This window comes from Streptomyces plumbidurans (genome assembly GCF_019857225.1).
GTDB classification, from domain to species: domain Bacteria; phylum Actinomycetota; class Actinomycetes; order Streptomycetales; family Streptomycetaceae; genus Streptomyces; species Streptomyces plumbidurans.
Map to the genome: position 1 here is coordinate 118892 of NZ_JAFJSY010000006.1, position 14659 is coordinate 133550.

Below are 14659 nucleotides of genomic sequence, written 5' to 3' on the forward strand. Positions count from 1 at the left end.
TTACGGTTATTGGCGGCGGGTTCATGGCTACGCGCTGCGGGCTCGGCTGCCGGCCACGGGCCCGCGACTATCGGGCGCGGGTTCGCAACTCCGGGCGCAGACGGATGACTTCGGTTGCGGGTTCGTGTCTACGGACCGTGGGCTCGGCTGTCAGCCGCGAGTTCACGACTGTCGGGTGCGGGCGCGCGGCCCTGGCCACGGGTTCATGGACACGGACCTTGGGCTCGACTGTCAGCCGCGGGCTCGCGACTATTGGGCGAGGACTCGCGATTCCGGCCGTAGGACTACGACTCCAAGCGTAGGTTCACGGCTGCCGGCCGCGGGCTGACGAGTCCCTGCGCAGGCTCGCAATTCCGGCCGTAGGCCGACGACCCCGGGTCGGGGACTTGCGACGGCCCGCCACGGGTTCACGGCTTTGGGCCGCAGGCCCAACGGCCCCCGGCCGCAGGCCAGCGACTCCCGGCCGCAGGCCCAACGGCCCCCGGCCGCAGGCCAGCGACTCCCGGCCGCAGGCCATCCCCTACCCTCGCAGATCCACGATCCGCCGGATCTTCCCCACCGACCGTTCCAGCGTTTCCGGTTCGACGATCTCCACCGCCACCGACACCCCGATGCCGTCCTTCACGGTGGTCGCGATCGACCGGGCCGCGGCGTCGCGTGTCTCGGGGGTTGCGTCCGTGCGGGCCTCGGCTCGGATGGTGAGGGCGTCGAGGCGGCCCTCGCGGGTGAGGCGGAGTTGGAAGTGGGGGGCTACGCCGGGGGTGCGTAGGACGATCTCCTCGATCTGGGTGGGGAAGAGATTCACGCCGCGCAGGATGACCATGTCGTCGCTGCGGCCGGTGATCTTCTCCATACGGCGGAAGACGCGAGCCGTGCCGGGCAGCAGGCGGGTCAGGTCGCGGGTCCGGTAACGGATCACCGGCATCGCCTCCTTGGTGAGCGAGGTGAAGACCAGTTCCCCCTCCTCACCGTCGGGCAGCACCTCCCCGGTGATCGGGTCGACGATCTCCGGATAGAAGTGGTCCTCCCAGATGTGCAGCCCGTCCTTGGTCTCCACGCACTCCTGGGCGACCCCCGGGCCGATCACCTCCGACAGGCCGTAGATGTCGACCGCGTCGATCGCGAACCGCTCCTCGATCTCGTGCCGCATCTGCTCCGTCCACGGCTCGGCGCCGAAGATCCCGACCCGCAGCGAGGTCGAGCGCGGGTCGACGCCCTGCCGCTCGAACTCGTCGAGGAGCGTGAGCATGTACGACGGCGTCACCATGATGATCCCGGGCTGCAGGTCCTGGATCAGCTGGACCTGACGGGACGTCATCCCTCCGGAGGCCGGGACGACCGTGCAGCCGAGCCGCTCGGCGCCGTAGTGCGCGCCGAGGCCCCCGGTGAACAGCCCGTAGCCGTACGCCACATGCACCGTGTCACCGGGCCGCCCGCCCGCCGCGCGGATCGAGCGCGCCACCATGTCGGCCCACAGGGAGAGATCGCCCTCGGTGTAGCCGACGACCGTGGGGCGCCCGGTCGTGCCGCTGGAGGCATGGATGCGGCGGATCCGGTCCCGGGGGACCGCGAACATGCCGTACGGGTAGTTCGCCCGCAGGTCGGCCTTGGTGGTGAACGGGAACCGGGCCAGGTCGGCGAGGCTGGTGCAGTCCTCGGGGCGGACGCCCGCCTTGTCGAAGGCCTCGCGGTAGAAGGGCACCTGCTCGTAGGCATGCCGCAACGACGCCCGCAGCCGCTCCAACTGCAGCTCTCGCAGCGCCTCGGCGTCGAGCCGCTCCCCGGCATCCAGCAGATCCTGCGCACCCGCCATCGGGACCTCTCCCTGGCCGACCGGGTAGGCCCGGACGACCGATCATTCGGTAGTTCTGTTCGGGATCAGTAATTCAGGCCAGGTCGGCGCAGGCAAGTGGTCCGGCCATGGTTTCCCGCATCCGCATCCGCATCCGCATCCGCCGCAACGGTCCGCGAAACGCCCGGCGCCGGAAAACCGTTGCGGTCCGCGACCGCGGCCCACGAGGATCGGCGCCATGCCGACCTTCAGTGCCCCCGACGGAACCGAACTCGCCTATCACCTGCGCGGCGAGGGCCCTTCGCTGGTCGTCCTGCCCGGCGGACCGATGCGCGCCTCCGCCTACCTCGGCGACCTGGGCGGACTCACGGCGCACCGCCGGCTGGTCCTGCTCGACCTGCGCGGCACCGGCGACTCGGCCGCACCGGCCGATCCGGCGACGTACCGCTGCGACCGGCTCGTGGACGACGTGGAGGCGCTGCGCGTCCATCTGGGCCTTGAGCGTATGGATCTGCTGGCGCACTCGGCGGGCGGCAGTCTCGCGATGCTCTACGCCGCCCGGCACCCCGAGCGGGTGTCCCGGCTGGTGCTGGTGACCGCCATCCCCTGGGCGCTGGGGATGCCGGCGACACCGGAGCACCGGCTGGCGGCAGCGCGGCTGAGGAGCGCCGAGCCGTGGTTCGACGAGCTGTTCCCCGCCTACGAGGAATGGCTCACGGGCCGGGCCGACTTCGACCCGGCCTTCGCGCCCTTCTTCTACGGCCGCTGGAACACCACGGCCGCGGGGCACGACGCCCGCGCCGAGGACGAGTTCAACGACGACGCCGCCGACGTCTACGGCTCCGACGGCGCCTACGACCCCGAGGCGACCCGCGCCGCACTCGGCGCGGTCTCCGCCCCCGTCCTCGTCCTCGCCGGCGAACTCGACGGCGGCCCCCGCCCCGAACTCGCCCGCGCCGCCGCCGACGTCTTCCCGAACGTGGAGATCACCGTCCAGCCCGGCGCCGGCCACTACCCGTGGGTGGACGACCCGCAGTGGTTCGCGGGCCGGGTGGCCGGGTTCCTCACTTCGGCTGCGGCCCGTACGCCGTCATGAAGCGGTCGCGGAACTTGTTCATGGTCCACTCCGGGGCGTTGTCCGCGGGCTTGAGCCCCTCCGTCCAGCCCCAGTTCGAGACCCGGTCCAGCACCTTCGGGTCGTGGGCGACGATGGTGACCGGCACGTCCCTGTTGGCGCTGCCGCCGGTGACCGTCGGGACGGGCTGGTGGTCGCCGAGGAAGACCAGCACGGTGTTCTTGTCGCCGTAGCGCTGCATCCACTGCGTCAGGCTGTCCAGGGAGTACTGGATGGCCTTGCGGTACTCGGTGCGCACGCGCTTCGCGCTCTTCCAGACCTGGGTGGGGTTGGTGCCCTCCTTCTTGATCTTGTAGAAGACCTTGCCGTTCCCCAGGTCCTTCCAGTCGATCATGTGGGCGATCGGGGACCAGGGGTTGTGGCTGGAGGCGAGGATGATCTCCGCCATGATCGGGTCGCGGTGCTTCTTGCCGTGCTCCAGCTTCTGGAAGGCCTCCAGGCTGAACTGGTCCGGCACCGGCGTCCAGCTGAAGTACGGGCCCTCGTAGCCGAGGTGCGTGGAGTCGTAGATGTGGTCGAGGCCGAAGTACTTGCCCTCGGGCCAGGACTTGCGCACGCCCGGGACGATGCCGACCGTGCGCCAGGCGCCCGTCTTCTGGAAGTAACTGGTGAGGGTCGCGCGGTCGCTGGTGGTCAGGGTGCGGTAGCGCTGCTGGTTCTTGACCCACAGGCCGGACAGGAACGTCGAGTGGGCGAGCCAGCTGCCCGCGCCGGTCACGGGCGACCTGAGCCAGCCGCTGCGCGCGGCGAACCCGGCCGACTTGAGCCTCGCGTCACCCTCCTTGAGCGTCGCGTCGATCTCCGGCGCCATCGACGGATCGTCGATCGCCACCCGACCGTAGCTCTCGATGAACGTGAGCATCACGTCCTTGCCGCGCAGACCGGTCAGCAGCTGGTCGGGCGGGGTCTTGGCGTACGCGTCGACGGCCATCTGCTTCTTGAAGACGTCGGCGTCGCCGAGTCCCTCGCGGACGTACTGCACACGGTTGGACAGGTACTGGGCGTAGCCCTTGGTGGCGACCGTGACCCCGCCGAACTGCACTCCCACGGTGAAGCAGATGATCCAGACGACGCCGAGGACCAGGGTGGAGCGCGCGGCGACCGAGCGGTGCCGGCCCATCAGGTTCGCGAGCCGGACCATCGCCAGAGCGGTCACCACGAGCACGACGACCGCCAGCACGATCACTCCGATGACGGCGAGGATCTCGCCGGAGTGGCCGAAGGAGTCCTTCAGCCAGTCCGCCGCGTCCGTCAGCAGCACCCAGTCGAAGACCAGGTCGAACGGACGGGCCAGCGTCTGGCGGAAGCCCATGTCGAGGCACTTCAGGATGGCCGTGAGGCCGAGGAACACTCCGAGCCCCCCGGCCGTGATCCGCCGTGCCTTCGACGGGAGCAGGAGCAGCAGCGCCGCGAGGAAGAGCCCCTCGACGGGCAGGCGGAAGAACGACCGGACGGTGATCCAGTCGAGCCGGTTGGGCACGAGCAGCACGGTGAGCACCAGCGCGCCGGCCAGGACATGCGTGCCCACCCGCACGACGCGCGCGGCGAGCGGGTAACGCCGCCGCCAGCCGAACCAGCCGGGGCGGGCCGCCGGGGTCGGCGGGGCGGACTCGTCGGTGGGGGCGGTGTCGGCGGTGGACTTGGTGTCAGTGGTGGGTGCGGTGTCGTCGGTGGACGTGGTGTCAGCGGCGGGGGCGGTGTCAGTGGCGGGTGCGGTGTCGTTGTCCGCACCCGGCTCGGGTGATTCCGCCTGTTTCGCCTCCGCCGCACTCTCCGTTGCCGTATCGTCCGATGGCGCGGTCGCATCAGGGGTCACAGCCGTATCGGGGTCGGCCCCCGCTGTGGCGTCCTGCAGCTGGCGAGGGGGCGTGAGGTGCGACACCCGTAGGTCCTTCCGTGCGAAGCCCGGTGATGGCACGGCGGACCGGGCCCGCAGGGCCGGGCCGCCAACCTCCGTACGGCCCGGCTTCACTCTCCGTTCAAAAAGCCCGGGTCAACCGCGCGCAAAGACTACGCCGGTCCATGCCCGGGGCCGAGATTCCGGGGCTCACGCGGGAGCCACGTCCGACGCCGCCGCCACCTCCCGGGCCCACCGGTAGTCCGCCTTCCCGCTGGGCGAGCGCCGTACGGACTGCGTGATCACCAGCTGGCGCGGGATCTTGTAACCGGCGAGACGGGTACGGCAGAAGGACTGGACATCCTCCAGCGAGGGGCGGGCCGCTCCCTCCCGCAGCTGTACGACCGCCGCCACATGATGGCCCCACTTCGCGTCGGGCACCCCGGCCACCAGCGCGTCGTACACGTCGGGATGGGACTTCAGCGCCTGTTCGACCTCCTCCGGGTACACCTTCTCGCCCCCGGTGTTGATGCACTGCGAGCCCCGGCCCAGAACGTTGACGACGCCCTCCTCGTCCACCGTCGCCATGTCGCCGAGCAGCACCCAGCGCTCGCCGTCCCGCTCGAAGAACGTGTCGGCGGTTTTGGCCGGGTCGTTGTAGTAGCCCAGCGGAACGTGTCCGCACTGGGCCACGCGTCCCACCTCACCCGGCGCCACCGGCACATGGGTGGCCGGATCGACCACCTGCGTACGGGGGTTGACGCGGATGCGGAAGCTCTGGCCCGCGCCGGAGTCGTTCGTCGCCGTGCCGTTGAACCCGGACTCGGACGAGCCGTAGTTGTTCAGCAGCATGATGTTCGGCAGCAGTTCCTGGAACTGGCGGCGCACCGTCTCCGACATGACCGCGCCGGACGAGGACACGCTGAACACCGATGAGCAGTCGGTGCCCTTCAGGGGCCCGTTGAGGGCGTCGATCAGCGGCCGCAGCATCGCGTCACCGACCAGGGAGATGCTGGTGACCTTCTCCTTCTCGATGGTGCGCAGCACCTCCTCGGGCACGAACTTGCGGTGGAGCACGACCCGTTGGCCGAAGTTGAAGCCGATGAAGGAGGTGAGGGTGGAGGTGCCGTGCATCAGCGGGGGAGTGGGGAAGAAGGTGATGCCGTCGCCGCCCGCCGCGACCCGCTCGGCCAGCTCCTGCGGCTTGGTCACCGGCTCACCGGTCGGCGCGCCCCCGCCCAGGCCCGAGAAGAACAGGTCCTCCTGACGCCACATCACACCCTTGGGCATCCCGGTGGTGCCGCCGGTGTAGATGATGAACTGGTCGTCTCCCGAGCGCACCGGGAAGCCGCGCTCCGGTGAACCGCCCGCCTCCGCCTCGGTGAAGGGCACTGCGGCGGACTGATCCCCGTCGCCTCCGACCCGTATCAGATGGCGCAGCTTCGGGCAGTGCGGCAGTGAGGCCGCCACCCGGTCGTCGAACTCGGCGTCGAAGACCAGGGCGACGAGATCGGCGTCGCGGTAGAGGTAGACCAACTCGTCCTCTATGTAACGGTAGTTGACGTTGACCGGGACGATCCGTGCCTTCAGGCAGCCGAACACCGTCTGCAGATACTCGATCCCGTTGTAGAGGTGCAGCCCGAGGTGCTCGCCCGGGCGGAGCCCGGCGTCGAGGAGATGGTGTCCGATGCGGTTCGCCGCCGCGTCCAGCTGCGCGTAGGTCAGACGGCGTTCCGCACCCGTGCCCGGATGGTCGATGTACACCAGGGCCTCACGGTCGGGCACCACGTCGACGACCGACTCGAACAGGTCCGCAAGGTTGTACTCCACCGCTCCTCCTGACCCCGGCAGCCATGACGAAGAAAGGCATCCGTCGGTTCGCCGGTCATCAGAGCAAAGGGCGCGGCAACTGTGAAGGGTTCGCGCGAAGAAATCTGACTGTCTGTCAGAAAACTCTTGAAGTGCCTTCCCGGGTACTGCAACCTGTTCTCGTTCCCGGAGAGGGGAGACGGCAATGGGTGGGACCGAACACCTCACCGTGCAGCGGGAAGGCGCCACACTGGTGCTCACGCTCAACCGGCCCGAAGCCAAGAACGCGCTCTCGCTGCCGATGCTCGTCGGGCTGTACGACGGCTGGATCGAGGCGGACGAGGACGACGCCGTCCGCTCGATCGTGCTGACCGGTGCCGGCGGTGCCTTCTGCGCGGGCATGGACCTCAAGGCCCTGGCCGGCCAGGGCATGGCGGGCGAGCAGTACCGCGACCGCCTCAAGGCCGATCCCGACCTGCACTGGAAGGCGATGCTGCGCCACCACCGCCCCCGCAAACCGGTGATCGCCGCCGTCGAGGGCCACTGTGTGGCGGGCGGCACGGAGATCCTCCAGGGCACCGACATCCGGGTCGCGGGCGAGTCGGCGACCTTCGGGCTCTTCGAGGTCAGGCGCGGCCTGTTCCCCATCGGCGGCTCCACGGTCCGGCTGCAGCGCCAGATCCCGCGCACCCACGCCCTGGAGATGCTCCTCACCGGCCGCCCCTACAGCGCCCGCGAGGCCGCCGGCATCGGGCTGATCGGCCACGTCGTACCCGACGGCAGCGCCCTCGCCAAGGCCCTGGAGATCGCCGAACTGGTCAACGCCTGCGGCCCGTTGGCCGTCGAGGCCGTCAAGGAGTCCGTCTACGAGAGCGCGGAGATGACCGAGACGGACGGGCTCGCCGCCGAACTCCGGCGCGGCTGGCCCATCTTCGACACCGCCGACGCCAAGGAGGGCGCCCGCGCCTTCGCGGAGAAGCGACCGCCCGTCTACAAGCGATCCTGAGCCCCAGCAGGCCCTCCCAAGGAGACCGGCATGCCCGAAGTCCTCACCGCCCCTCTCACCGTCGAGTTCCCCTTCACCCGCTCGCTCGGCCCCGTCCAGAGCGCCTTCCTCACCGGCCTGCGCGAGCGCGTCGTCCTCGGGGTGAGGACCGGCGACGGCCGCGTACTCGTCCCGCCCGTCGAGTACGACCCCGTCACCGCCGACGAGATACGCGACCTCGTCGAGGTCGCCCCCACCGGCACCGTCACCACCTGGGCCTGGAACCACGAGCCGCGCCGCGGCCAGCCCCTGGACACGCCCTTCGCCTGGGTCCTGGTCCGGCTCGACGGCGCCGACACCGCCCTGCTGCACGCCCTCGACGCCCCCGGCCCCGACGCCGTGCACACCGGCATGCGCGTCCGTGTGCGCTGGGCCGCGGAGCGCGAGGGCGCCATCACGGACATCGCCTGCTTCGAGTCGTACGACGGCGAACAGGAGCAACCGACCGGTCACAGCGGCGAGTTCGCGGACGCGATCACCAAAATCGTCACCCCCGCGCGCCTCGACTACCGCTACTCGCCGGGCCGTGCGCAGACCGCCTACCTCCGCGCGCTCGCCGACCGGCGCACGGTGGGCGAACGCTGCCCCTCCTGCCACAAGGTGTACGTCCCGCCGAGGGGCGCGTGCCCCACCTGCGGCGTCGCCACGACGGAACAGGTGGAGGTCGGCCCGGCCGGCACCGTCACCACCTTCTGCATCGTCAACATCAAGGCGAAGAACCTCGACATCGAAGTCCCCTACGTCTACGCCCACATCGCCCTCGACGGCGCCGGACTCGCGCTGCACGGCCGCATCGGCGGCATCCCCTACGACCAGGTGCGCATGGGACTGCGCGTCGAACCGGTGTGGACCGAAGGGGCCCGCCACCCCGACCACTACCGGCCCACCGGTGAACCCGACGCGGAGTACGACACCTACAAGGAGCTGCTGTGACGCGGGACATCGCACTGGTCGCCTTCGCCCAGACCGACCACCGCCGCACCAGCGACGAGCTCTCCGAGGTCGAGATGCTCATGCCGGTGCTGCACGACGTGCTCGGACAGACCGGCCTGAAGACCGCCGACATCGGCTTCACCTGCTCCGGCTCCAGCGACTACCTGGCCGGTCGCGCCTTCTCCTTCACCCTCGCCCTCGACGGCGTCGGCGCCTGGCCGCCGATCTCCGAGTCGCACGTCGAGATGGACGGCGCGTGGGCCCTGTACGAGGCGTGGACGAAACTGCTCACCGGCGACGCCGACACCGCTCTCGTCTACTCCTACGGCAAGTCCTCGCCCGGCTCCGTGCGCGACGTCCTCACCCGGCAGCTCGACCCGTACTACGTCGCCCCGCTGTGGCCCGACTCCGTCGCCCTGGCCGCACTTCAGGCGCAGTCCCTCATCGACGCGGGCGAGACCGACGAGCCCGCGCTGGCCGCCGTCGCCGCCCGCAGCCGCACGGACGCCGCCGCCAACTCCCGTGCCCAGCTGAGGGGCTCGGTGCCGCACGGCGACTACCTCGTACGCCCCCTGCGCACCGGCGACTGCTCGCCCATCGGCGACGGTGCCGCCGCGGTCGTGCTCGCCGCGGGGGAGCGGGCCCGTGAGCTGTGCGAGCGGCCCGCCTGGATCCGCGGCATCGACCACCGCATCGAGGCACACAGCCTGGGCGTGCGTGACCTGACCGACTCGCCCTCCGCGCGGCTGGCCGCCGAGAAGGCCGGTGTCTTCGAACGGCCCGTCGACACCGCCGAGTTGCACGCGCCCTTCACCTCGCAGGAAATCGTGCTGCGCAAGGCGCTGCGGCTCGGCGAGGACGTACGGGTCAATCCGTCCGGCGGGGCGCTCGCCGCCAACCCGCTCATGGCCGCGGGGCTCATCCGCCTCGGTGAGGCCGCCGCCGCGATCCACCGCGGAGAGTCGGACCGGGCCCTCGGCCACGCCACCTCCGGTCCCTGTCTGCAGCAGAACCTGGTCGCCGTACTCGAAGGGGATCCGCGATGAGCAAGGAGCCCGTGGCCGTCGTAGGGGTCGGCCAGACCAAGCACGTGGCGGCGCGGCGGGACGTGTCGATCGCCGGGCTGGTCCGGGAGGCGGCCCGAGCGGCGCTCGACGACGCCGAGCTGACCTGGGCCGACGTCGACGCCGTCGTCATCGGCAAGGCGCCCGACTTCTTCGAGGGCGTGATGATGCCCGAGCTCTACCTCGCCGACGCCCTCGGCGCGGTGGGCAAGCCGATGCTGCGCGTGCACACCGCGGGCTCGGTCGGCGGCTCCACCGCGCTCGTCGCGGCGAACCTGATCGCGGGCCGGGTCCACGGCACCGTCCTGACGCTGGCCTTCGAGAAGCAGTCCGAGTCGAACGCCATGTGGGGCCTGTCCCTGCCGATCCCCTTCCAGCAGCCGCTGCTGGCGGGCGCGGGCGGGTTCTTCGCACCGCACGTGCGGGCGTACATGCGACGCACCGGCGCGCCCGACCACATCGGCTCGCTCGTCGCCTACAAGGACCGGCGCAACGCCCTGAAGAACCCTTGTGCCCATCTCCACGAGCACGACATCACGCTGGAGAAGGTGCAGGCTTCCCCGATGCTGTGGGACCCCATCCGCTACTCGGAGACCTGCCCGTCCTCCGACGGCGCCTGCGCGATGGTGCTGACCGACCGGGCGGGTGCGGCACGCGCTCCGCGGCCGCCGGCCTGGATGCTCGGCGGCGCCATGCGCAGCGAGCCGACCCTCTTCGCCGGCAAGGACTTCGTCTCGCCGCAGGCCGGCAAGGACTGCGCGGCCGACGTGTACCGGCAGGCCCAGATCGCCGACCCGCGCCGCGACATCGACGCCGTGGAGATGTACGTGCCGTTCTCCTGGTACGAGCCCATGTGGCTGGAGAACCTCGGCTTCGCCGACGAGGGCGAGGGCTGGAAACTCACCGAGTCCGGGGTGACCGAGCTCGACGGGGACCTGCCCGTCAACATGTCGGGCGGCGTCCTGTCGACCAATCCCATCGGTGCCTCGGGCATGATCCGGTTCGCGGAGGCCGTGCTCCAGGTGCGGGGGCAGGCCGGAGAACACCAGGTGGAAGGGGCCAGGCGGGTCCTCGGGCACGCCTACGGGGGCGGATCGCAGTTCTTCTCCATGTGGCTCGTGGGCAGCGAACGCCCGGGCTCGTAGAACTCCGCCGAAAAGGTCCCCCTCACGTGGCCTGTCGGCATCAGAAACCGATCGCTAGGCTGGCCGCGGACGACGAACCGGGAGGAGCACGGACGTGGCCGAGAGCACCATCCAGCAGTACCCGCTTGCAGGCTGGGAGAAGCCGGATCTGGACCTCAGCAACGCCGACTGGCATTCGAGCAGCCGTGGCCTGGGGGATGTCCAGATCGCCTTTGTCGAGGGATTCATCGCGATGCGCAACAGCGGCCGCCCCGAAAGCCCTTCCCTGATCTTCACGCCCGCGGAATGGGGCGCGTTCGTGTCGGGGGCGCGGGAGGGAGAGTTCGATCTGACCTGACCCGGTACGGGCCGGACCGCCCCGGCACGGGCGGTCCGGCCCGCACCGGGCCTGCGTAAGGGCGACGCACGCATTGACCGGCCGACGCCGCCTGCACCCCCCAGGGGCGCGGGGAACTGCGCGACCAACCCAGTCGAACCCGCACCCGCCCAACAACCGAACCCCTCCGAACCCTGGCACCCCCACCCCCACCGCCGGACGGCACGTACCATTGCGGCATGTCGTTCCTCCGCCGTCGCAGCGCGACCCCCGCCGGCCCAGACTTCGACGTACTGGCCATGGACCCGGGCGACTGGCCCGGCAACCTCGGCGCCGGCCTGCTCCCCGCCCCCGACGGCAGCTGCCAGGGCGTCTTCCTGCGCTACGACCTGTTCGGCGGCCGCGGCCCCGCGATGATCATCGGCAATCTGCCGGAGGGCTCCCCGGCCCGCGAGGTCGCCGAGGGCGAGGTCCCCTTCGAGGTGGCCCAGCTGCTGCTCGCGCTGGAGAACGAGGAGGAGGTGACCGTCGTCGGCGCGGACGACATGCCGGTCATGCAGGGCGACAACCTCCTGATCGTGCGCCGCCTCAAGCTCTCCGAGAGCCGTATCTCCTGTGTGCAGTTCGACCGCAGCGACAACGTCCTGGTGACCATCGCCGCCTGGGACCGCCCGATCACGGACGACCTGTACGCCCTGCTCAAGCCGCTGCCCGCGGAGCTGTTCCAGCAGAGCTGACGCCGGCCCTGCCGGCACGGCGCACCTGACACCTAGTCGCGAATGTCCTGCAACAACCACTCGCGCGGGACCTCATGCCCCATGCCGCGCTCGCGAGCCCGCTCGTAGACGACGGCCGCGACGGCGTGGAACTGTGCGCCCTGGATGTTGCCGCGCTCCGAGAACGTCACCTGGTGCTCGTCGTCGCGCGCGCGTTCGCGGCCCGCGAGGACGGCGTCGAGGCCGACCGTCCGGGCCGTGCGGGGCGGGCGGCGCGGCCCCCTTTCGTGGTGGTGCTGCCAGACGGGGTCGTCGGGCCGGGCGCGGTAGGACACGTACTCGTCGTCCGTCGCCCAGGCGGGTGTCGACACCGGCACGCTCGCGCTGCCCAGCCGCAGCCGGACGTCGAAGCGCTCCAGGGCCGCCGCGTCCGGGTGGCCGCCGATGCAGGTGACATGGGTGCCCGGGGACAGATGGCGGCCGAGGACGACATCCCCGACGGCATCGGTGCAGCCCGCCACGATGTCGGCGCCGTGCTGGGCGTGTTCGGGCTCGTCCACCGCCACCACGTCCAGGCCGTGCAACTCCCGCATCTCGGCGGCGAAGCGCTCACGGTGGCCGAGGGTGGGGCTGTAGACCTGGATTCGTTCGAGAGGGCGTACCGTGCGAAACGCCTCGACGTGGCTGCGGGCCATGCCGCCCGAACCCAGCAGGCCCAGCACCCGGGCGTCCTCCCGGGCCCCGAAGCGCACACCGATCGCGGAGTCCGCGCCGACCCGAAGATGCTGCAGCAGCCCGTCGTTGAGCAGCGCGAGGGGTTCCCCTGAGCGTGCGTCGAGCAGGAGCACGAGGCCGCAGAACCTGCCCGGCCGTACGCAGTACTTCTCCTGGGTCCGCAGTCCGGGCGGCCCGGTCTCCGTGAGCACGTCGGACTTCATGCGGATGGCGACATAGCCGCTGCGCGCCGAGCCGCCCTCCATGGTTCCCCACCGGTACACGCGCGTGCCGTCCACGGGGAGGTTCAGGTCGATGCGCGGCCGGCACACGCCCTCGCCGTCGGCCAGGTCCCGGTAGGACTCCTCCAGCGCCCGCACCACATCGGGCATGGTGAGGACTTCGGCGGTGACCTTGTTGTCGAGGACGAGCATGATCCTCCGCTCGGTCGGAAACCGGGGCGCCGGGGGGCGCGAGTCAGCCGCGCAACGGGATACCGGGGCCTTCGTGCTCCACCCGGGCGGTCAGATGGCGCCACATGGCGGCGACGTTGAACGCCGGTCCCAGATCGGGCAGTTCGGCGATGTCCTCGTCGGGTATCGGCTTCAGCGGAGCGCCGGTCGCCGCGACGGCGAGAGCGGTGCGGGCCAGTGAGTCCACCGCCAGCGCATGCGTGACGGCCTCCGCGACAGCCTGGGCCGGGTCGCCCGTGCCGACGGCGACGAGGCCGTGGCCGCGCAGGACGACGACGGGGCGGTCCCCGAGCGAGGCCGTCATCCGCTCGGCCAAATCGCGGCGGCGGATCAGCGCCGAGCGGGGCCAGACGGGGATGCCGTCGTGGGCCAGGCGGGCGGCCGGGATGTCGTAGGAGCCGACGAGCGGCAGCCAGGGCAGTTCCGCGACGGACGCGGCGACCACCGCCGGCGGATGGGCGTGCACGACGGCCGTGACCTCGGGGCGGGCGCGCAGCACCTCGCTGTGGATGGGGAGTTCGCTCGGCACCCGCCAGTCCGCCGGAACGTCGCCTTTGCCGTCGAGGTCGACCTGCTGGACGTCGTCGACGACGGTGAAGGCCAGCCCCCGCTCCTCGGGACCGCGTCCGCGGATCAGCAGCGTCTCGGGGCCGGTACGGGCGCTGACGTGACCCAGGATGTGCTCGACCAGGCCGGTGACGGCGAGCACCCGGCAGGCCAGGGCGATCCGTTCACGCAGAGCGTCGTGGGAGCTCTCGGGGAATCCCATGTCCGTGTCGGTCTCCTCGCGTACGATTCACCCGCAAGCCATTGGACTGTTGGTATGACTTTAAGCCATTGCGTAGGATGACGTCAACGGACCCTCTGACCATGGGACAATGCGCGCATGCCATCGCGACCGAGCCAGCCTCAAGGCGCTGAGAACGGCGGAACGACGCCTGCCAGGAAGACCGCCCCCGCGGACGGTCTGTTCAAGGCGGTCTCCTCCAGCCGTGTCTCCCAGCTGATCGTGGAGCAGATCAAGCTGCTGCTGAAGGAAGAGCGTCTGCAACCGGGCGATCGGCTCCCCAGTGAACGCGAGCTGTGCGTGCAGTTCGGCGTCAGCCGGGTGACCGTGCGCGAAGCCCTGCGCAGCCTGGAGGCCAGCGGCCTGGTCGAGATCCGGGTCGGTGCCCGTGGTGGCGCGTTCGTGACGGCGCCGTCCTCGCAGCGGGTCGGGGAGGGTCTCGCCGATCTGCTGTCCCTGTCGCCGCTGACCGCGGCCGAGGTCACCGAGGCGCGCATCGTCTTCGAGCTCGGCATCGTGCCCCTGGTCGTCGAGCGCGCCACCGACGAGGACATCGAGAGTCTGCGCGCCCTGTGCGACGAGCACGCCGAAGCGGTGAAGCAGGGCGTGTACGACATGGAGATGTCGGCCGACTTCCACACCCGTGTCGCGGCCTGCACGCACAACACCGCGATCGAGATGCTCGTCCAGTCCTTCCACGGCCCCCTGCTCATGAGCCTGCGCGAGGCCCAGAGCGTCGAGCCGCAGATGGGTCAGCAGGGCTCCAAGGAGCACCGCAAGTTCGTGGACGCCGTGGCGGCGCGTGACGTCGAGACCGCCTCGGACATCATGCGGACGCACATCCGGCGCACCGCCTCGCGCGTGAAGGGCGGCGGCGCAGGCAAGTGAGCCGG

The 14659-nt window shown here is 70.8% G+C and carries 13 protein-coding genes; 8 read left to right on the forward strand and 5 right to left on the reverse strand.

Going from position 1 to position 14659, the window contains the following annotated elements; all coding sequences use genetic code 11:
- Nucleotides 1–520: 520 nt before the first annotated feature.
- Nucleotides 521–1813 carry a phenylacetate--CoA ligase PaaK gene (gene paaK / locus JYK17_RS05085; RefSeq protein WP_222809857.1) on the reverse strand — a complete coding sequence of 431 codons (1293 nt, stop codon included), beginning with the start codon at nt 1811–1813 and terminating at the stop codon, nt 521–523.
- Nucleotides 1814–2030: 217 nt separating this feature from the next.
- Between paaK and JYK17_RS05090 the strand changes: the two genes are divergently transcribed.
- Complete coding sequence (locus JYK17_RS05090) at nt 2031–2888, forward strand: alpha/beta fold hydrolase (RefSeq protein WP_222809858.1); 858 nt, start codon at nt 2031–2033, stop codon at nt 2886–2888.
- Here JYK17_RS05090 and JYK17_RS05095 read toward each other — a convergent pair.
- Nucleotides 2857–4809, reverse strand: coding sequence for an alkaline phosphatase family protein (locus tag JYK17_RS05095; protein ID WP_222809859.1), 1953 nt, complete (start codon nt 4807–4809; stop codon nt 2857–2859). The genes JYK17_RS05090 and JYK17_RS05095 overlap by 32 nt on opposite strands.
- A 165-nt stretch (nt 4810–4974) precedes the next feature.
- On the reverse strand, nt 4975–6594 hold the full coding sequence (locus JYK17_RS05100) for an acyl-CoA synthetase (RefSeq protein WP_222809860.1): 1620 nt from the start codon (nt 6592–6594) through the stop codon (nt 4975–4977).
- Nucleotides 6595–6778: 184 nt separating this feature from the next.
- Here JYK17_RS05100 and JYK17_RS05105 point away from each other — a divergent pair, with 184 nt between their 5' ends.
- From JYK17_RS05105 to JYK17_RS05130, 6 genes are all read left to right on the forward strand, one after another.
- Nucleotides 6779–7579: a crotonase/enoyl-CoA hydratase family protein gene (locus tag JYK17_RS05105; protein ID WP_128804013.1), complete on the forward strand. Its 801-nt coding sequence runs from the start codon at nt 6779–6781 to the stop codon at nt 7577–7579.
- A gap of 30 nt (nt 7580–7609) precedes the next feature.
- Nucleotides 7610–8551: a Zn-ribbon domain-containing OB-fold protein gene (locus JYK17_RS05110; protein WP_222809861.1), complete on the forward strand. Its 942-nt coding sequence runs from the start codon at nt 7610–7612 to the stop codon at nt 8549–8551.
- Nucleotides 8548–9597, forward strand: coding sequence for a thiolase family protein (locus JYK17_RS05115; RefSeq protein ID WP_108012757.1), 1050 nt, complete (start codon nt 8548–8550; stop codon nt 9595–9597). Before JYK17_RS05110 ends, JYK17_RS05115 begins: the two co-directional genes overlap by 4 nt.
- Nucleotides 9594–10760 (forward strand): thiolase family protein, encoded by a 1167-nt coding sequence (locus tag JYK17_RS05120; RefSeq protein WP_108012758.1) that lies wholly within the window; start codon nt 9594–9596, stop codon nt 10758–10760. The genes JYK17_RS05115 and JYK17_RS05120 overlap by 4 nt, the downstream gene beginning before the upstream one ends.
- Nucleotides 10761–10854: 94 nt before the next feature.
- Nucleotides 10855–11097, forward strand: a complete 243-nt coding sequence (locus JYK17_RS05125; protein WP_016433331.1) for a DUF397 domain-containing protein — start codon at nt 10855–10857, stop codon at nt 11095–11097.
- Between the two features lie 218 nt (nt 11098–11315).
- A complete protein-coding gene (locus JYK17_RS05130; protein ID WP_108012760.1) occupies nt 11316–11813 on the forward strand; it encodes a hypothetical protein in 498 nt (165 codons plus the stop codon).
- Between the two features lie 32 nt (nt 11814–11845).
- Here the strand turns inward: JYK17_RS05130 and JYK17_RS05135 are convergent, their stop codons facing one another.
- Nucleotides 11846–12940, reverse strand: a complete 1095-nt coding sequence (locus JYK17_RS05135; protein WP_108012761.1) for an ornithine cyclodeaminase family protein — start codon at nt 12938–12940, stop codon at nt 11846–11848.
- A 43-nt stretch (nt 12941–12983) separates the two neighbouring features.
- Entirely contained in the window at nt 12984–13748 is a 765-nt protein-coding gene (phtC, locus tag JYK17_RS05140; RefSeq protein ID WP_108012762.1) for a 3,4-dihydroxyphthalate decarboxylase, read from the reverse strand.
- Between the two features lie 117 nt (nt 13749–13865).
- Here phtC and JYK17_RS05145 point away from each other — a divergent pair, with 117 nt between their 5' ends.
- Nucleotides 13866–14654, forward strand: a complete 789-nt coding sequence (locus tag JYK17_RS05145) for a FadR/GntR family transcriptional regulator (RefSeq protein ID WP_108012763.1) — start codon at nt 13866–13868, stop codon at nt 14652–14654.
- The last annotated feature ends 5 nt before the right edge of the window (nt 14655–14659 follow it).